Below are 20,287 nucleotides of genomic sequence, written 5' to 3' on the forward strand. Positions count from 1 at the left end.
AATCGAAGTGCGAAAGTAAGGAATTTTGATTTTTTTAGCCACCAATTCACTAATTAAATTTGTTAATACATTTATAATTCCGCATTTATCAAAAAATAGTTATTGATTTAAACAGAAATATTTTCTCAAAAATTAAAAACCCTAAGGATTCAATCTTCAAGAAAATATTTCTTAGTGTCCACAAAAGCGAAAACATAACAGTCTTTTATTAGCAAAAAAGACGGTCGTCATTAATAGTATTAATCTTTATTTAAAACTTCCGAAATAAACTTCTTTCATAAAAATTCTATTACCAAAAACGGCATTTACTTCCACTTTTTCGCGGTTTTCCTGATAGGAAGTATCTCCGTAAAAATCTTCAATTTCATAATTAATCTTATGCGGAATTTTTCCTGAATTTAAAGCTGCTACAGGACGATAATCTTTGAAAAGCTTTCGCTCAAAAAAACTTTTATTTCCATCATCAAATTCTGTTCTTTCCGTTGCAACAATCGAAAAATCTTCTTTATCAATAAAAAGATGATAATCTGTTTTAGGAATGGTTCTATTACTTGTGTTCAATGTTTTTTCGAAATAATTAAAGTGATAACACCATTTTCCGTCAACCATTTCATCTTGCAATAGCTCCAGTTTATTCCATAAATCAAGTCTAAAAGCAGTTAAGAAATTCACAGGGTCCAAATTTGCAGAAAGATTACTATACTTGTAAATTGGCAATTTTGCCCATTTGGCTTCCACTCCACTTTCGCGATCACTGTGACTCCATGCTTCTGGTCCATTTACGATTTCATAATAGGTTTCCGGCATTTTCTTTTTCAAAAGATAATTTGTCGTTGTCGCCCATCTTTCTTCGGTGTGAGGTATATTACTTTCTTCTAAAGTTAACTTAGACACCAAATGTGTTTTCTCTACTTTTTTTAGAATATTGCTTCCACCAAGATTAGCAATAATCTTCGCTAACAAATCCGGATTAGATTGATATGCAATAGAATCAAGCATATTTTCTCGTTGAATTTTACTTTTTTCTAAGGCTGCCGCTCTATTTTCTTTTTCGATATTCCAATCAGCTTCCTGACGGTCAATTTTTTCAAAAAAAGCTAATCTCAACTCTTCTTTTTCTTCGGCAATTTTTAAACCTAATTTTTTAAGCTCTGCAAAACGAGGTGTATGGCTTCTTATTTTTTTATCTGCAAAATAGCCATTATTAACTCTTTCGATAATTGTAGATCCTCTCGAATCTTGTTTATCATTTTCAATTAATAAATTAGCATATTTCAGGGCTTTTTCTTTATTCTCAAGTAAAAAATAAGTTTCAGCCAAATTGTTGGTGACAATAAAACGAATATCTTCATTTGCCGGAGAAAGTGGGTATTTTACCAACAGACTTTCTAAATACTGCAAATGTGGCGTTAGTAATTTCTCGTCTAAACCTTTCTCAAGAGTTACTTTCTCCAGCTGAGCTGTAATTTCTGTCTCGAAAGCAAGCATTTGTTTGTATTCCGAATGCCCTTTTGAAGTTACAAACTCAAATTTTTCCTTTACTACACTAGTTGAATATCCAAATTTATAATTTAAAAAATCTTGGATTCTTATTGCCGCTTTGTAGACAACATTATCAAATCCAAGCCCTACATCACTGTAATCTGAGTTCTTTACAGCTGTCTTTACTTTTTTATCCTGTTCTGAGGCTACAACTTTCAAAGCACCCATACTATTTCCCACACTTACCGAATAAGAATCTGAACCTCCAAAATCCTTAGTCAATATAATTTTATCGCCAAGCTTAACATCTAATTTTACATTATTTATATAATTAGAGTGCGCATTATAAGTCCAACGATTTTTTTCCTTATCATACACACTATCTATTTGAGTGTCTGTATATCTGGGCATCGCAAAGGTCAAATAAAGTTTAAGCTTTCCGTTTACAGGATCTTTTATAAATCCATCAATATTAAAAAAATCCTTCTTTAAATTAGATTCTTCTTCCTGCAGCGATTTATCCATTTGATAAAAAGCCGTTTGCGTTAATACATTATCAAGAGCTGGAAATTCAGAATATCTAATTATCGGAATTTTAAATTTCTTTGTTTTTGAGCTTATTTTTTCTTGTGCCTGAATTGATCCAATTACAAGCAAAGCCACTAAGAGTAATACTTTTTTCATAGGCAAAAAAAAAGCCACCAGAAATAAATTCTGATGGCTTTGGGTTTTTATTTTTCTTATTTTTTATTAAAGATCTGAATAGATTTATCCGAAACATAAAAAATGTTTTGTGTTGCAGGATCTACTTCATAAACCGGTTTGTTGTTTGTAAAAATAATTTTATCAACCTCAACACCGTCTATTTTACTTACTTTTACAAGAATTTTTTCTCCTGTTTCTGCTTTTGCAAAAATATAAGAGTAATCTCTATTTTGTTTCATTGCATTAAAACGAGAATTAAATTTAGCTGCTACAATACCAAGAGCTACAGATCCGGCTGCATAAGCATTTGCCTGATCCTTATTCGTTTGATCTTCTGCCTTCACAACTGTAGTTCTCATGTTTCCGCCAGAATCACGATATGTCATGGTTACTTCTGAACCTTTAAAATCACTTACTCCTGCAGCAACTCCTAAACCGATACTTCCTACAATGGCAGCACTTTTTAGAAGGCGTCTTGTTGACTCTCCTGGTTGTGTATAAGTAAGGTGATATTTGATTGTACCATCCATATTAACTCCCATTACCTCAACTGGTCCTGAAAGCACTACTCCCCAAGGAAATAATTCGATGCTGTTTAAGTCTTTTTCTTTTTTGATATTTACTTTAGCAAAAGGCTCTGGTTTATCTTTAATACTTGGATCAAATTTATATAACTTCTCATCATTATATACTAAGTACGAGTTTGTTGCTTCATCATAAGTTGGTAAGACCGGGCGGTTTTTATCAAAGTTGATATTACGTTTCCAAAGTTTAACTCCGGTCTTATAATCAACCATGTTTCCGTAAGTACCTGTAAGATACATTACTTTTTCACCTACTTTACCTAAATAATAAATTGGATCTTCTTTATCATCTGAAATTTCAATAAATTTTTTCCAAAGTTTTTCTCCGTCTTTATTGATCAACATCATTTCGTTCTCAGCAACGTATAAAAAATCCTGATCGATAGGAATTACTCTTTTCAAACCATCTCCACGAGCATCTTTTTTCCAGATTTTCTCACCTGTTTTTAAATCAAAAAAGTTAAAACCACTATAGTGAGCTACTAACAATTTTGTTCCCCAATCTTCAAGATAAACAACTCTCTTTGTTTTGATTGATTCTTTCCAGATACTTTTTCCGTTTTCTGTATTCAAAACATTCAAATATTGTTTATTCGAAAAAGTTCCAGTGTTGTTTACTACAACAATATTTTTATCATTTTGTGTCAGGAAGAATTTTGAATAATCTTCTTCACCTTTCCAGTTTAACTTTCCGGTAGCTCTGTCAAAAGAATATAATTTTCCGTACAGTAAATAATAAATTACTGATCCGTGTACTTTAGCAACGTTTGTATTTACTGATTCTCTAAAAGAGAAGCTAAATAATGATTTCGCTTTATCTACAGTAGTATTCCATTTTAATTCGCCAGTCGTCATATCCAATAATGCAATTGCCATGTCGCCATCTTTTTTCAAAGTAAGCAAATACTCATTTGTCTCAGGAATAAAATCTGATTGTGTTACCCAAAAAGATTCTTTTGAAGAGTTGTAAACCACTTTACCAGTATCAGTATTGATGATAATGTACTTGTTATTGATGTAAGCTTCAACATAAGGACTTCCGGCAACGGTAGTTAAAGCACTTTTATCATCAAAAAGCTTTGTAAGATCGGTATCACCTATGATAGTCAATGCTGATTTACCTCCAAAATCATCTTTGGTCAAAGTCCATACAACTTTTTTAGTTTCAGGATCTAAACCTTTTATTGTTCCTCCTTCATTAAAAACAACAATTCCTGTAATTCCATTTTGTACCATATCTTGTACGGTATTCTCTGTGTTAACTATTTCGTCATATTTCCTTTGGGAAATAGCCGAAAAGCTGACTAATAAAAGTAAAATAATCGAAAACGTAATTTTCTTCATGTTTGGTTTTTTAAAATTTTATAGTTAAGAATGAATAATGTTCTTGAAATTAATTATAAAAGATTGAAAACTTCAAAATTTTATAAAAATTACAGCGCAAATATATAAAAATAGGATTCGATTTTTAAGAAAATATTTCTTTCAAAACCTCTAGTGATTTCGGCCTTTTAAAGCCATCTAAATGAAAACTATAATAGTCTATTAAGATTTTCAGGAGTAGTTGTCGTTCAATAACATGAAAAACTTTTTGATCATTATCAAACTTCAAATCTATTAGCTTTTTGAACAAATTAGTTTCATGTTCGGTTAGGGCACTTAACCCATAAAAAAGAGTAAAAACACCTTCATTCATTTCGAAAAACGGCAGATCGGCATCAGAAACATCGGGATAGAAGCCTAGGTACTTAGTAGTTTCTAACATCAAAATAAGATGGAAATTGGTAATTTCATCATGTTGATCCAACCAAAACAAAGCTGTTTCTAAAAAAATAAAAAGTGATTCATTCTTTTCTTCTTCCTGAATTGAATAATGCAGAATCTCGGATAAGAACATGACAATCGTACTTTTTACAATGTCGGTATGAATGGTCTGAAAAGGAGTTCCAATTTTTATTTCCTTGAAATTTTCTAATGTCCCTTTATTTTTATGTACAGCCTCAATCTCAAGAATAGTTAATGGCTGAAAATAGGCTATTTTCTGACTGGATTTACGAGTTGAAAAAGCATCTCTAACAAAATAAGTTTTCAATCCATGCGAAAGCGTAAAACACTTGGCAATCAAGCTTTTTTCTTGGAATTTTATAGCTGAAATGACAATTGCTTTGGTTTTAACTTGCAAAATAGACTTCTTAGATTATTTAGACTTGCTTAGACTTCTTAGATTTTTAGAAACTGAGACTGATTACTGGGACTGACACTAAAAACTATCGTATTATCATTACTTTCTTAACTTTGGTTTCTCCTCCGTCTTCAGCCGAAACAACAATCATATACACACCAGAAGCTACTTTATATTTTCCAAAAGCAGTCGTATCCCATTCGATTGTTCCTCCTTCGGATGTTGTTTCGTACACAAGATTACCTTCGATATCTGTAATTTTAATATTGGCTTTATCTAGTAATCCTGCAATTTTTACTGTTCCCGAAAATTCTGGACGTACAGGATTTGGATATACATATACATTATTTAAATTTTCATTGGCTTCAGTAGCGATTCCTTTAAACGAAACCATTCCTTTACTTGTCGCAATATAAACTTCTCCAGTGACACTGTTTATCCCAATATCATTAATTTGATTGCTTGGTAATGGCGAATTATTTATCGTAAAGTGATATTTAGTTTCCTGACCATTTGGTGAAACAAAAAAAACACCTGAATCTGTGGTTCCAATCCATTTATTATTTGCCCCATCTACAACAATTGCCGAGATAAATTGCTCGTAAAGTAATTCCTGAGCCAAACCATCATCCATTATTATTATAGGATTTGTTTTTAATTGATTTTCTGTTTGAAAATTATTTACATTACTCAAAACACGAAGTCCTCTTGTTGTACCTATCCAAAGCTGATTTTTAGCATCTACGGCAACTGCTCTTACATCTGTAGTTGGTAAATTTCCATTATCGATACCAACTGCAATTTTTTTGGCTGTATTTGTACTTTCATTAAAACCAATTACGCCATCTCTATTTGTACCAATCCATTTTGTTCCATTCTTATCTATAGTCATACTACTAAAACTAGCATCCTCAGGCTTACTAAGAACTGCACCAATAGGAAATGTTTGCCATTGCCCATTAGCTCTCAACACCTTTAGTCCATTTTTAATTAAACTATTGGTTACCCATAAATTTCCTGACTTATCAAAAGCAGTTCCGTTTATTCTAACATCTATATAATTCGGTCCCAAAAATGTTAAAGTCTCTAATCCGCTATTTGATTGATTAAATAAAATTGAAGGAGTCTCATTATCTATTTTTAATAATCCTGAAAAAAAAGAACTTGCATATACTTGATTTTCATTATTAGGGTTAACTATAATCCTTGATATAGATTTTGCCTGAAATAATTTTTCGTATGGTATGTTTAACCATCCCGCAGTACTAAATTTACTAATCCCATAACTATCCAATGGATATGGATTATAAAAAACATCATAATTACCATAAACTGCCCAAAGTGAATTTGGCGTAACATTAATAGCAAAAATATTATTTTGTGATGGCCCAGCTGGCATCGTGTTTTCAAACATAGATGCCCCTGAAAGCGTAGAAACAAAAAGCCCACTTTCATTTGTTCCAATATAGATATTATCGCCAATAGCAGTTGCGCAAGTAAAACTCAATCCTGTTGTCGAAACGTCACTATTATTTATTTGACGTAGTAAAACCATTTGATTATTATATACATAAACTGCACTTGCTGTAGTTATAAATAAATTATGATTTTTAGCTCTCATATCTTTTGATGGTTGAGGAAGCGACATAAAACCAACAAAAGTATTAGAACCTGAATCGTAGTTATTAATATAACCTGAAGTATTAATTGCAATCAGTTTTGTGTCATTTGTTTCTACACTTGACCAATCGCCCGCAGTAACTAATGACCATTGAATATAATCGACTAAATTAAGATTCGTAATATTAGCTTTCCTTATACCACTATTAGTCGCTGCATAAATAAATCCGTTGTAAATCGTAGTTTGTCTTACATTAATTTGAGCTCCACTGTCTCCAATAAAATAAGTATCTCCAAACTGCAATGTTTTTAGATTAAACTGAACAATTCCAAAATCGCATGAAACATAAACCATCCCATTATATTCCATGAAATGATTAATTTTTTTAAGATTCGCAGGGAGTTGTTTATTAATGATATCAACCACTTTTACGATACTACCATCAACTTCATTAATTATTGTCATCAATCCGTTTTCATACCCAATAAGTGTTTTACGAAATGATTCACTATGATATAAAGACGAGATAGACTGCCCAGAAAGGCCATCAACAGTATTTATTGTCTTAACAATATTTGTTGCGGTATTTTTAGAAAACAATGCGTTTTCTGTAGCAGCATAAATTGCTGTAGGAGAATCCGAAACATCTTTTATTTGGTTATAAGAGAAATAACCTTGCCATAATAATTTGTTTTGTGCAAAACCAAATTGCATGAGCAATAAGAACAAAACGTAAAGAAACTTTTTTTCCATTATCTATACCTATACAATTGGTTCCACAAATATAATACAAACAAAAGTATTTGAATTTCGTTCTGATATAAATAAAAAATGCCTCCGATTCGAAAATCCGAATGGAGGCATTTTAATTGTATTTAAAAAACTATACTACTCCTTGAGCAAGCATAGCATCTGCTACTTTTACAAATCCTGCAATATTAGCTCCTTTTACATAATTTACGTAACCATCTGCACCAACTCCATATTTCTTACATTGGTTATGGATTCCTACCATTATGTCTTTTAGTCTAAGATCTACTTCTTCACTAGTCCAGTTTAAACGAATTGAGTTTTGCGTCATCTCTAATCCAGATGCAGCAACTCCACCAGCATTTGCAGCTTTTCCTGGAGCAAAAAGAACTTTCTTACCTACAAATTGTTTTATTGCATCAAGTGTACATGGCATATTTGCTGCCTCTGTAACACATAAAACACCATTTGCGATTAATTTCTTAGCATCTTCTTCGTTCAATTCATTTTGAGTAGCACAAGGAATAGCGATATCCACTTTTACTTCCCATGGGCTTTTCCCTTTATGGAATTGAGCATTTGGATATTTCTTAACATACATTTCTGCTCTGTTATTTCCACTTGCTCTCATTTCTACCATATGCTCGATTTTCTCTCCAGAAATACCTTCTTCATCATAAATATATCCATCAGGTCCAGAAATTGTTACCAACTTCCCTCCTAATTCATTTATCTTTAAAGCTACACCCCAAGCAACGTTTCCGAAACCAGAAATCGCAACTCTTTTTCCTTTAATCTCATGTCCGATAGTACGTAACATTTGGTCTGTAAAATATACAACACCATATCCAGTAGCTTCTGGTCTGATTAATGAACCACCGTAAGCAATTCCTTTACCTGTTAAAACTCCTGTAAACTCATTTTTGATTCTTTTGTATTGACCAAATAAGTATCCAATTTCTCTAGCTCCAACACCAATATCTCCGGCAGGTACATCTAAGTCTGGTCCGATATGACGACATAATTCGGTCATAAACGATTGACAAAAACGCATAATCTCACCATCAGATTTTCCTTCAGGATCAAAATCAGAACCTCCTTTTCCACCTCCCATAGGAAGTGTAGTTAAACTATTTTTGAAAACTTGCTCGAAAGCTAAAAATTTCAAAACTGATAAATTTACTGTATGGTGAAATCTAATTCCACCTTTATATGGTCCGATTGCCGAATTCATCTGAATTCTAAAACCTCTATTTACTATAATTTCTCCTTTATCGTCAACCCACGGCACTCTAAAAATTATAGAACGTTCCGGTTCTGCGATTCTAAGAAGCAAGTTCTTACCGTCATATTTTTTTTGTTCAGCAATGAATGGAATTACTGTTTCAGCAAATTCTCTAACTGCTTGAATAAATTCAGGCTCATTTGGATTTTTTGACTCTACAAGAGCCATAAATTCATTTATTTTTTGTTTCATTTTCTAAAAAAATTATCAAATAAATTAATTTTATTATTTACTCAACCAAACAACAAAAAACACACATAAAAGTATCCTTTTGTTATTTTCCACAAATATACGCCTAATAAAGAAATTGGGCTTGATATTTTATAAATTATGAGTAGAATTGTATTATTAATACATATTTTTTAAAATAGATATTTTTAACGCAATGTCTTGCACGAAAACGTTATAGTTTTAATGTCAAAACAACATACTCCTTAGCATTTTTATTTTTTTTGAAAATTTTATGATTTGTGATGGATATTTATATCTTTGTCGCGAAAAGAAATTTAAACCTAATGCTCAAAAACACAGTAATCTCACTATTAATTTCGTTTATTTTTTCATACAATTCCAAGGCACAATCTAGGCTAGCTCATGAAGTTGGTGTTATTTTTGGCCCCTCTGCTTTCAAGTCAGACTATGGCCAAAGAAATGATAACTCTACAAATACCAAAAACACAGGTTTTGGTATTGGTGTAGTACACTTTTTAAATTTTTCATACAATTCAAGACGTGAAGCGTATTTTAATGAACACTTTAAAGTACGTACTGAAATTTCATACAACCAAACAAGTTTAGACCACTTTGGTGAAACGGTTAATGGCAATCCTAATAAAATAGGAGTTATTCAACTTAAAGCAATGAGCGGAAAAACATCATTGGTTAATCTTGGTACACAACTAGAGTATTCGCCATTTATGAAAATGCATGATTACGAAAATACTATGGGTAGTTTTAGCCCCTATATAAGTGGAGGAATTCAGTTTAGTTATTACAACACTAAAGTAAGTTCTTCTCTTGGACCTTTAGGAGATCCTGCAACTACTTTTTATAAATACTTAGTTCCTTCAGACGGGCACCCATACGGGTTTTCTAGCGAAAGCGGAACTGTATTATCATTAACCGCTGGTATCGGAACACGATTTAAATTAGCTCCTATGCACGATTTATTATTTGAAATGAGAGCTCAATTTTACAACTCAGATTGGATTGACGGATTGAACCCAAATTCGAAAGTATTCACAGAAAATAAATCCAATGATTCTCAGGTTTGGTTTACATTAGGTTATGTTTACTACTTGGATTATTAGAAACTTTCACATAAAGCAAAACCCCAACATTTTATAAATGTTGGGGTTTTTTATTTCTCTTATTTTTCTATTATTCTAAAGCTTGTTTCAAATCAGCAATTAAATCTTCTGCATCTTCAATACCCACGCTTAATCGAACCAAATCATCTGTAATTCCTACTTCTGCTCTTTTATCCGCGGGAATAGAAGCATGAGTCATTAAAGCCGGATGATTTGCCAAAGATTCTACTCCTCCTAAAGATTCTGCCAAAGTAAAAACTTTCAATTTTTCCAAGAAAGTGATCGAATCTTCTTTTTTACCCGAAACAAAAGTAAAGGAAACCATTCCTCCAAAAGCTTTCATTTGTTTCTTAGCAATTTCATGAAACGGATGACTAGGTAAACCTGGATAATAAACTGTTTTTATCTTTGGATGATTACTTAAAAAATCAACCACTTTTTCTCCATTCTCACAATGTCTTTGTACTCTTAGCGAAAGCGTTTTAATCCCTCTTAAAACCAAAAAGCTATCCATTGGCCCTAAAGTTCCTCCAGTAGCAAATTGCTGAAAATGTAATTGCTCACCCAAAGCTTCATCTTTTACAATTAAAGCTCCTGCAATAACATCTGAGTGTCCACCTAAATATTTAGTAGCAGAATGCATTACAATATCAGCTCCTAAATCAAGAGGCTTTTGTAAATATGGTGTCGCAAAAGTATTATCGACTGCAAATAATATTTTCTTCTCTTTAGTGATTTTGGCAATTTCCTGAATGTCCGCCAATTTCATCAACGGGTTTGTAGGTGTTTCTACCCAAACCAATTTTGTATTTTCGTTTATTAAAGACTCAAATTTTGCGATATCATTCATATCTACAAAATGAAATTTTATTCCTGAATCTTTATAAATTCGTGTAAACATACGGTATGTTCCTCCGTATAAATCATCCATAGCAATGATTTCATCACCAGCTTTAAATGAGCGTAAAACACAATCAGTAGCAGCTAATCCAGATGAGAAAGCTAATCCACGTGTTCCGTTTTCAATACTAGCCAAGGCATTTTCCAAAGCACTTCTTGTAGGGTTTGATGCTCTACTATATTCGTAATCTCCAAGAGGTTGTCCTGGGCTTGTTTGGATAAACGTAGATGTTTGATATACTGGAGGCATTACTGCTCCTGTACTTGGGTCATGATGCTGACCACCATGTATAACTTTTGTATTGAATTTCATATGTAGATAATATTTATTTTTTTAGTGCAATATGGCACTGTTTTTACTTAATTATAATTTTATGCTTGAAATCTTATCAATTTCATACCTTTATATTTTTGAGACTCCAAAATACTCTACAAATTTACCCATTAATTTATTTTAATCAAGTTACAAGTTAATACCTTTGTATTTAATTAACATTTTTCAAGATGAGACAATATACCTTTTTATTCGTAAGCCTTTTGTTTTTAACAAGTTGCACCAAAGAACTTTCTTTTAAAGAACAAACATTCGAAAAGAAATCAGCTTTACCTTGCAAAACCAATTGTCCTCAGATTAGTTTAAAAGTTCCGATTGCTCAAAATGTTCCAATCGTAGCAGATAGCATCAATAAGAAAGTATTTTCTGTCTTAAAAGAAATCGTTTATTTTGGAGAAAAACCATTCCAATCTACCGACTATAATGACTTAACTGCATCCTTTATTAGCTCTTACGAAGAAATGCAGAAAAAATTTCCCGAAGATAAATTTGGTTGGGAGGCCAAAATTGAGGGTAATGTAGAATATCAATCTGATAGCATTCTAAACATAAAATTTAACCATTATACCTTTACTGGTGGCGCACATGGTTACCAAGGATATCGTTCTTTATTATTTAATCCTAAAACAGGAAAAACAATTACAAACAATCAATTATTTAAAAGCGAAAAAGATTTTAAGGCTTTCGCCGAAAAAGAATTCAGAAACAAATATAAAATTCCTGCCAGCGGAAGCATCAATGCAACAGGATTAATGTTTGAAAATGAAAAGTTCAATCTACCTTTAAATATTTTTTATACTAAAGAAGGATTACTACTTTATTACAATTCGTATGAAGCTGCTTCGTACGCAGATGGTCCAAAAGAATTATTATTGCCTTACGATAAAGTAAATGACTATTTAATTTTTAAATAATCATTAATTTGAATATTAAAAATTAGATTTTTTTGAGTTAGACGCACTGCGGTGCGTCTCTACGAAAAACCTTTGAACCTTTGCCTCTCAGAGCCTCAGCACCTTCACACTAAACATCATATTTCATCTTTCTCAAGATTCGTAAAGCTTCTTTAAAAGATAAATACACTTGAGTAAAAGGCTTTAAAAGTAATTTTGCATCAATTAATTTTTGTTTTGCATCTTCAAAACCGTTAAGATAACAAATCATAAAAGTCGAAGGTAAATTCTCCAGATCAATCATTTCACGATTAGACAAGGCGACTCCTTTTTGTAGTTTGCCAAGCAATGCAATATTGGAGTTGTATATATGATAAAGCATTTTTCGATTAAACTCTGGCGGCTGAAAAAGTATTTCTCTATCTATTTTATAGTAGCCATTATCAAAAAAATGAATTGTTTGTTGTTCCAGCGGATAATAACTTGTTTTATCATTTAAGCCCAACGGAACGTATTCGAGAATAGTAAAACTATCTTCATCAAAAGTAATTGTGACCACATCTTGTGCCGAATAAAACAACTTAATTTGTTCGTTTATCAGCTCGATATCTACACGGGACAAAAACGTTTTATCACGAGATTTATTAGGAACTCCAGCCCAACAAATAACAAATAATTCTTTAAAAACTTTATACTTAGGCGACATATCTTTATGTCGAAAATTCATAAAGTCGATTACACCATCCAGCGTATACTCTATACTATTACGGGAACTATTCTCTATCCCAATTACGGTTTCAGTATTTTGATAATTTTTCTCCACTTCCCCTTCAACCGGAACCGAATTACTTCCTCGTCTAATAAATACACTATTAGCAACAATGGTATGAATTCCTTTTTTAAAATAAGAGATCTTACTTTTAGGCTTAATTGTAACTAATCCTATTACTTTATCTTTTGGAAGATTAGGAAAAGGTACATTTTCATATTGAATTTTTGGAGGATTTTCAAGAAAAGCATTTACCAGATTCTGAATCCGACTGTCGTCAAAAAAGTCATCTCCTACAATCTCATTATCCTGGTCCTCAACACCTACAACTATATAAGAATTATTAGTAGGGTTCGAGTTTGACAAAGCACAGATATGCTTTAAAAACTTTGCTTTCCCTTCGCGAGAATGCAAGTTCAATTGCCTTTTTTTATCATAAAAACTACTCTCATCATTATGAGCGAGTAGGTTTTTTATTAAAAGGCGTTTGTTAATCATTATTTAGACTTCTTAGGTTATTAGACTAGCTTAGACTTCTTAGACTGTTGGATTATTTGATTACTGGATTGTTCGATTGTCTTATCGTAAGACAACATAAATAAAACCATCTTAATTCATATTAGTGCAATTATTAAAACCTCAATTATCTCATTTAACGATTTTTATTAGTCTAAAAATCTAAGAAGTCTAAGCTAGTCTAATAATCTAATTAATTTCTTTTAACAATAGTCGAGGATGCCTGAGCTGTGCACGTAACTACTAAATCGGCAATATTTACATGATAAGGTCTTGAAACCACAAAATGAATAATATCCGCAATATCTTCTGGTTGCAATGGAGCAAACCCTTTGTAAACATTTGAAGCTCTCTCTACATCGCCTTTAAAACGTACTTCGCTAAACTCAGTTTCAACCATTCCAGGATGAATTGCTCCTACTCTAATTCCGTATGGATTCAGATCTATTCGCATTCCTTTACTTATTGCATCAACAGCGTGTTTTGTACCACAATATACATTTCCGTTAGGATAAACTTCCTTGGCTGCAGTTGAACCAATATTGATAATATGTCCCGATTTTCGTTCTGTCATTTGCGGAATAATCGCTTTAGAAACATACAAAAGTCCTTTCACATTAATATCAATCATTGCATCCCAATCGTCTAAATCTCCTGTTTGAATTGGATCTAATCCATGCGCATTTCCTGCATTATTGATAAGAACATCTACCACAGAAAATGATTCTGGCAAAGAACTAATGCGCTCCAAAACAGCTTCTTTATCTCTAACATCGAATGCCAAAGTATGCACTTCCGTAAATTCCGAAAGTTCCTTCTCTAATTCTGATAATCGATCTTGTCTTCTACCACAAAGAATAACTTTATAGTTATTTTTTGCCATTAATTGTGCCGTGGCTTTACCTATACCACTTGTAGCACCAGTAATTAGAACTGTTTTTTTCATTCTATGTTTTTTATTTTTTAGCCACAGATTAAAAAAATATTTTTAGTCTTTTAATCTGTGGCAAATATTTTTTCATACTAATAGCTGCTGAAAACTGAATACTGACACTTAAAACTATTATTAAGGCACATCGTCTCCCATACTTTCTGTCCAGATAGCAAACCAATCTTCTTTTTCTAATTCTAATTCTACCGCTTTCATTAACGATTGAATTCTGGCTACGTTTACTGTTCCAGCTATCGGAAGAGCTTTTGCAGGATGTCTTAAAATCCAACTTAGTAAAATAGTATCTGACCCTAAGCTATATTTAGAAACCAATGTTGCCAATAATTTCTTTAATCTTCGCGTTTGTTTATTGTCTTCTCTAAAAACTGTCCCTAGCGGATTCCATGACATCGGACGAATTCCGTGCATTTGCATATAATCAAAGCTACCATCAACCATCGGCTCATAATTTGTAGCCGAAAATTGTACTTGGTTAAAACTAACATCGATTTTTTGGCGGATTAATTCCGTTTGTGCACTTGTAAAATTAGACAATCCAAAATCTACAATTTTACCTTCAGTTCTTAGTTTCTCAACAGCTTCGGCAATTTCATCAGCTTGCATTAAAGGGCTTGGTCTGTGTAGTAAAAAAACATCTAAATAATCCGTTTTAAGATTCCTCAAAGAGTTTTCTACAGACCAAGTAATATATTCTTTAGAATAGTCGTAATGCTTAATTTTATTGTTTCTGTTTTCGGCAATCATCTGGATTCCGCACTTCGAAATCAGTTGCAATTTCTCTCTTGAAACTTTACTTGCTGCGAATGCTTTTCCAAAATCAGCTTCGGTAGTATATGAACCGTAAATATCTGCGTGATCAAAGGTGGTTATTTTATTCTCTAAACATATTTGGATAAGGTTTTCCATTTCTTTGGGAGTTAGATTTTTATCCCAAACTCCCCAATTCATAGTGCCCACAATTATAGGCGATAATAGCGTTTTGCTCATGGTAATATAACATTATTTGTAGTAATAAATCTTGCTTTCTAAAACATAATCATCAAAGTTCTTAAAAATATAAAAATAGAATCACAATTCAACCTTAAAATTAGAGCTTTGGTCGAAGTTTTAACCATTCTTTAACATCTTACTTCTCAAAAAATATTCAATTTGCACTCTCAAAAGTAAGGCATTAAATTCAAGGTTTTAAAAATATTTATATGGAAGAAAATACAACGACTTTAGACATTAGAGCGATCAATGAAAAAATTGAAAGAGAAAGTGCTTTTATAGACCTTCTCACAATGGAGATGAACAAAGTTATTGTGGGTCAGAAACATATGGTCGAACGTTTATTAATCGGACTTCTAGGTCAGGGTCATATTTTATTAGAAGGTGTTCCTGGATTAGCCAAAACATTAGCGATAAATACACTCTCCCAAGCAGTGCAAGGTTCGTTTAGCCGTATCCAATTTACACCCGATTTATTACCTGCCGATGTTGTTGGTACGATGATATACAACATCAAGGCAAATGAATTTTCTATCAAAAAAGGACCAATTTTTGCCAATTTCGTCCTTGCCGATGAGATTAACCGTGCTCCTGCCAAAGTACAATCGGCACTTTTGGAGGCGATGCAAGAAAAACAAGTTACTATTGGGGACACTACTTTTAAACTAGATCGCCCGTTTTTAGTACTTGCAACTCAAAACCCTGTTGAGCAAGAAGGAACATACCAACTACCAGAAGCGCAAGTTGACCGTTTTATGCTTAAAACCGTAATTGACTATCCAAAAATGGATGAAGAGCGTCTAGTAATTCGCCAAAATTTAAAAGGAAGTTATGAGAAAGTAAATCCAGTTGTTTCTGTTGAGCAAATTTTACGTGCACAAGAAGCTGTTCGTGAAGTTTACATGGATGAGAAAATAGAAAAATATATTCTTGATATTGTTTTCGCAACGCGTTACCCAGAAAAATACAAATTAGCTGATTTAAAACCACTTATCAGTTTTGGAGCATCTCCTCGTGGAAGTATCAACTTAGCCAATGCAGCAAAATGTTATGCTTTTATTAAACGTCGTGGATATGTAATTCCAGAAGATGTTCGTGCAGTTGTTCACGATGTATTACGTCACAGAGTAGGTATTACTTACGAAGCAGAGGCTGAAAACATCACTTCTGTAGACATCATCAATAAAATTGTAAACGAAATTGAAGTACCTTAAAAATTTGTTTAATGTTTAAAGTTTCAAATTGTCGCATATCGAACTTGAAACCTTAAACTCTTAAACTTTAAACAAATTAAAAATGGATACAAAAGACCTATTAAAAAAAGTACGTAAAATAGAAATCAAAACCAAAAGATTGAGTAATCATATCTTTTCGGGAGAATATCACTCTTCATTTAAAGGTCGTGGTATGACTTTTAGCGAGGTGCGTCAGTACCAATATGGCGATGATATACGTGCTATCGATTGGAATGTAACCGCTCGTTATAATGAAGCCCACGTAAAAGTTTTTGAAGAAGAACGCGAACTTACCATGATGCTTATGGTGGATATTTCGGGTTCTGAAAGTTTTGGTTCTAAAAATCAGTTTAAAAAAGATATTGTAACCGAAATTGCAGCCACAATGGCTTTTTCGGCAACTCAAAATAATGACAAAATAGGTTTAATCTTATTCTCGGATACAGTCGAATTGTATATTCCACCTAAAAAAGGAAGATCTCACGTATTGCGTATTATCCGCGAATTAATAGAATTCGAACCTAAAAGTCATAAAACTGATATTGCACAAGCATTAAAGTTTTTATCAGGTACACAAAAAAAGAAAGCCATCGTTTTTGTAATCTCCGATTTCATGTCTGATGATTATGAGCATACCTTGAAAATTGCATCCAAAAAACACGATATTACAGGTGTTCGAGTATATGATATTCGAGAAGAAAAAATACCAAATATCGGAATGGTTTCAATGCTTGATGCCGAAACTGGTAAAACACAATTAATCAATACAGGTTCCAAAACAATACGAGCAAATTACGAAAAACACTACCATAGCAAAGTAGCTTATTTTAAGGAGACTTTTAGCAAATCGGGTGCAGGTGTTGTAAATACTCGCGTAGACGAAAGTTATGTAACCAAATTATTAGGCTATTTTAAATCGAGATAAGAGAATTAGATTAATTAGACTTCTTAGATTGTTAGAAAATTAGATTTTAAACATAATTCGAAGAAAAAAATAAAAATAAAATCTGCTTAAATCTGTATCATCATCGTTCCATTTTTAAGCATTCGTTTTAGACCAAAATCTGAATCAAAAAAATCAAATGAAATTAAAACTTTACATATTTTTATTCTTGCTATCGGCAACTGTTTTTGGACAACAAAAACAGATTGAGACTAGTATAGATACTACTAAAAATAAAATTGGAGCTGAGTTTAAGTTAACAATTAAAACTTCTGTCGATTCTAAGTCGAAAGTTGTTTTCCCTAAACTTAAAAATATTGGCCCTCTTGAGGTAATTAAATCATATCCAATTGATACTGTCAAAAAAGATGACCGTTATGAATTGATTAAAAAATATGGTTTAACTCAATTTGATTCTGGAAGATATACTATTCCTAGTATTCAAATCCTCATCGATAAAAAACCTTACCTATCTGATTCTATTCGAGTAGAAGTTGCAAATGTAAAAGTAGATACATTGCAACAAAAAATGTATGACATTAAAGACATTACTAAAGTTGAAGATGGAATTGGAGATTGGTGGAAATACCTTTTGATTCTAGCCTTAATTTTAGGAATTGGTGCTTTTGTATATTGGTTTATCAAAAAAAGACAGCAAAAGAAAATTGAAGAAGAAGTTTATAAAACTCCTATCGAAAAAGCAACAAGTTTGCTTAACACATTAGAGAAAAAAGAACTTTGGCAAAAAGGTGAAGTTAAAGCCTATTATAGCGAGTTGACTGATATTGCCAGAAATTATATCGAGGAAGCAATCGAAATTCCAGCAATGGAAAGCACAACCTCTGAATTAATACAAGGAATTAGAGCAGCATCAGTAAAGAAAAAAATGGCATTAACGCCAGAAACTGTCGAGAACTTAGAGCGTGTATTAAAACAAGCTGATTTAGTAAAATTTGCAAAATCTAAACCATTAGATTTTGAAATTACCGAAGACAGAAATAAAATTCAAAAAGCAATCCTTACTCTAGACAGCGCAATTCCTGTAGAAGTAGTTGTCGAGGAAGATACTTTATTAAACGAAGCGCAAAGACAGAAACAAATAAAACTTCAGTTACTAAAAAAACGCAACAAACGTATTGCCTTATCAGTAGCAACTGTATTGTTTTTGATTGTTCTTGTTACCAGTTATTTTATTGCGACCAAAGGTTTTACTTATGTAAAAGATAATATTATCGGGCATCCATCTAAAGAATTATTAGAAGGAGAATGGGTAAAAAGTGAATACGGAAATCCTGGCATCTTAATTGAAACTCCAAAAGTTTTAAAAAGAATGGATTTGACTAAAATGTTCCCTAAAGAAGGTTTAGCGTTAATTAAAGAAATGCAATCCTTTGGATACGGAAGCTTGGTTGATAATTTCTCATTGATGATTTCTACTTTAAAATATAAGGAAGAAACTCAAATTGATTTATCAAAATCTCTAGAAGTTACCATAAAAACTATCGAAGCACAAGGAGCACGAAATATGATTGTAAAACAAGAAGATTTCGAAACCAAAGAAGGAATTCGTGGAGTTAAAGGTTACGGTACTTTCTCTAGTATAGATGAAGGCACTAAATCGAGTACCAAAATGTATTACGAAATCCTTTTATTTAGCCAAGAAGGCGGATTACAACAAATAATGATTTTTCACGAAGAAGGAGATACTTATGCCAATGATATTGCAGACCGCATATTAAACTCTGTAGAACTAAAAAAAGCAACTAATTAATGGATAAAATAACTTTTTTAAACCCTGAGTTTTTCTGGTTGTTTCTTTTGATTCCCATTGCAATTGCTTGGTTATTCTGGAAAAGAAATCAGCAATCGGCAACATTAAAAATGAGTTCACTGCAAGGTTTTAAATCTTCAGAATCATTATTAGCAAAACTAAAACCTTTTTTGGGTGTATTTAGAATTTTAGCTTTAAGCTCTTTGATAATTGCACTAGCAAGACCTAGAACGGTAGATGTAAGTAATAAGACAAAAACAACAAAAGGAATTGATATTGTAATGGCAATAGACGTTTCTGGAAGTATGCTTGCACGAGATTTAAAACCAGATCGTATGCAAGCGCTTAAAAAATTGGCTGCCGACTTTGTTAGCGAAAGACCAAACGACAGAATTGGACTTGTTTTATACGCATCTGAAGCTTATACAAAAACTCCGGTAACAAGTGATAAAGCAATTATTCTTGAGGCTATTAAAAGTATAAAATATGACAATGTTCTTGTTGACGGAACTGGAATAGGAATGGGATTGGCAACTGCCGTAAACAGACTTAAAGACAGTAAAGCCAAAAGTAAAGTTATTATATTAATGACCGATGGTGTTAATAATGCTGGATTTATTGAGCCAGATACAGCAGCAGATATTGCAAAACAATACGGTATTAAAGTATATACAATTGGTATTGGAACTAACGGAATGGCAGAGTTTCCTTATGCAATTGCTCCAAATGGTCAGTTCTTGTTTAGAATGATGAAAGTAGAAATTGATGAGCAAATGATGAAAACCATTGCAAACAAAACTGGCGGAAAATATTTTAGAGCTACAAGTAATGAAAAATTAGCTTCTATCTATAACGAGATTAATAAACTGGAAACAACCGAAATCGAAGAATTAAAATTCTATGATTATGATGAAAAATACAGACCTTTTGTGATATTAGCTGGTTTATTGCTATTATTGGAAATTGGATTACGAAATACTGTTTACAGAAGCTTTATTTAATATTTCAGTATTCAGTTACAGTCACAGTAAATAACTGAGAGCTGAAACTAGAAACTGAAAACTA

Annotated in this window: 15 protein-coding genes; 6 read left to right on the plus strand and 9 right to left on the minus strand. The window is 32.3% G+C overall.

What is annotated here, in order from left to right; translation table 11 throughout:
* Positions 1 to 246 precede the first annotated feature (246 nt).
* The 5 genes from OA93_RS10500 to gdhA all read right to left on the minus strand — a co-directional run bounded on the left by OA93_RS10500 (position 247) and on the right by gdhA (position 8,801).
* Positions 247 to 2,166: a hypothetical protein gene (locus OA93_RS10500; RefSeq protein ID WP_039113143.1), complete on the minus strand. Its 1,920-nt coding sequence runs from the start codon at positions 2,164 to 2,166 to the stop codon at positions 247 to 249.
* A gap of 56 nt (positions 2,167 to 2,222) precedes the next feature.
* Positions 2,223 to 4,115, minus strand: a complete 1,893-nt coding sequence (locus OA93_RS10505) for a PQQ-binding-like beta-propeller repeat protein (RefSeq protein ID WP_039113144.1) — start codon at positions 4,113 to 4,115, stop codon at positions 2,223 to 2,225.
* 124 nt (positions 4,116 to 4,239) lie between these two features.
* A complete protein-coding gene (recO, locus tag OA93_RS10510) occupies positions 4,240 to 4,953 on the minus strand; it encodes a DNA repair protein RecO (RefSeq protein ID WP_039113145.1) in 714 nt (237 codons plus the stop codon).
* 85 nt (positions 4,954 to 5,038) lie between these two features.
* Positions 5,039 to 7,327, minus strand: a complete 2,289-nt coding sequence (locus OA93_RS10515; RefSeq protein ID WP_039113146.1) for a two-component regulator propeller domain-containing protein — start codon at positions 7,325 to 7,327, stop codon at positions 5,039 to 5,041.
* A 130-nt stretch (positions 7,328 to 7,457) separates the two neighbouring features.
* On the minus strand, positions 7,458 to 8,801 hold the full coding sequence (gdhA, locus tag OA93_RS10520; protein WP_039113147.1) for an NADP-specific glutamate dehydrogenase: 1,344 nt from the start codon (positions 8,799 to 8,801) through the stop codon (positions 7,458 to 7,460).
* 323 nt (positions 8,802 to 9,124) lie between these two features.
* On the opposite strand from gdhA, the gene OA93_RS10525 reads away from it, so the two are divergent.
* The gene (locus tag OA93_RS10525; protein WP_039113258.1) at positions 9,125 to 9,919 is read left to right on the plus strand and encodes a hypothetical protein; all 795 of its coding nucleotides are present in this window, start codon (positions 9,125 to 9,127) and stop codon (positions 9,917 to 9,919) included.
* A gap of 70 nt (positions 9,920 to 9,989) precedes the next feature.
* Here OA93_RS10525 and OA93_RS10530 read toward each other — a convergent pair whose 3' ends face one another.
* Complete coding sequence (locus tag OA93_RS10530) at positions 9,990 to 11,132, minus strand: cystathionine gamma-synthase (protein WP_039113148.1); 1,143 nt, start codon at positions 11,130 to 11,132, stop codon at positions 9,990 to 9,992.
* Between the two features lie 191 nt (positions 11,133 to 11,323).
* Here OA93_RS10530 and OA93_RS10535 point away from each other — a divergent pair, with 191 nt between their 5' ends.
* Complete coding sequence (locus tag OA93_RS10535) at positions 11,324 to 12,067, plus strand: DUF3298 and DUF4163 domain-containing protein (protein ID WP_039113149.1); 744 nt, start codon at positions 11,324 to 11,326, stop codon at positions 12,065 to 12,067.
* Positions 12,068 to 12,176: 109 nt separating this feature from the next.
* On the opposite strand, the gene OA93_RS10540 is transcribed toward OA93_RS10535, so the two are convergent.
* The 3 genes from OA93_RS10540 to OA93_RS10550 form a co-directional block, all read right to left on the minus strand.
* Complete coding sequence (locus OA93_RS10540; protein ID WP_039113150.1) at positions 12,177 to 13,313, minus strand: ATP-binding protein; 1,137 nt, start codon at positions 13,311 to 13,313, stop codon at positions 12,177 to 12,179.
* A gap of 211 nt (positions 13,314 to 13,524) precedes the next feature.
* Positions 13,525 to 14,277, minus strand: coding sequence for an SDR family NAD(P)-dependent oxidoreductase (locus OA93_RS10545; RefSeq protein WP_039113151.1), 753 nt, complete (start codon positions 14,275 to 14,277; stop codon positions 13,525 to 13,527).
* Between the two features lie 120 nt (positions 14,278 to 14,397).
* The gene (locus OA93_RS10550; protein WP_039113152.1) at positions 14,398 to 15,270 is read right to left on the minus strand and encodes an aldo/keto reductase; all 873 of its coding nucleotides are present in this window, start codon (positions 15,268 to 15,270) and stop codon (positions 14,398 to 14,400) included.
* 212 nt (positions 15,271 to 15,482) lie between these two features.
* Here OA93_RS10550 and OA93_RS10555 point away from each other — a divergent pair, with 212 nt between their 5' ends.
* The 4 genes from OA93_RS10555 to OA93_RS10570 all read left to right on the plus strand — a co-directional run bounded on the left by OA93_RS10555 (position 15,483) and on the right by OA93_RS10570 (position 20,223).
* Positions 15,483 to 16,487 carry a MoxR family ATPase gene (locus OA93_RS10555; RefSeq protein WP_039113153.1) on the plus strand — a complete coding sequence of 335 codons (1,005 nt, stop codon included), beginning with the start codon at positions 15,483 to 15,485 and terminating at the stop codon, positions 16,485 to 16,487.
* Positions 16,488 to 16,569: 82 nt separating this feature from the next.
* Positions 16,570 to 17,433 (plus strand): DUF58 domain-containing protein, encoded by an 864-nt coding sequence (locus OA93_RS10560; protein ID WP_039113156.1) that lies wholly within the window; start codon positions 16,570 to 16,572, stop codon positions 17,431 to 17,433.
* Between the two features lie 157 nt (positions 17,434 to 17,590).
* Positions 17,591 to 19,222 (plus strand): hypothetical protein, encoded by a 1,632-nt coding sequence (locus OA93_RS10565; RefSeq protein ID WP_039113158.1) that lies wholly within the window; start codon positions 17,591 to 17,593, stop codon positions 19,220 to 19,222.
* Positions 19,222 to 20,223 (plus strand): VWA domain-containing protein, encoded by a 1,002-nt coding sequence (locus OA93_RS10570; RefSeq protein ID WP_039113160.1) that lies wholly within the window; start codon positions 19,222 to 19,224, stop codon positions 20,221 to 20,223. The genes OA93_RS10565 and OA93_RS10570 overlap by 1 nt, the downstream gene beginning before the upstream one ends.
* The last annotated feature ends 64 nt before the right edge of the window (positions 20,224 to 20,287 follow it).

Source organism: Flavobacterium sp. KMS (assembly GCF_000813005.1).
GTDB lineage: Bacteria > Bacteroidota > Bacteroidia > Flavobacteriales > Flavobacteriaceae > Flavobacterium.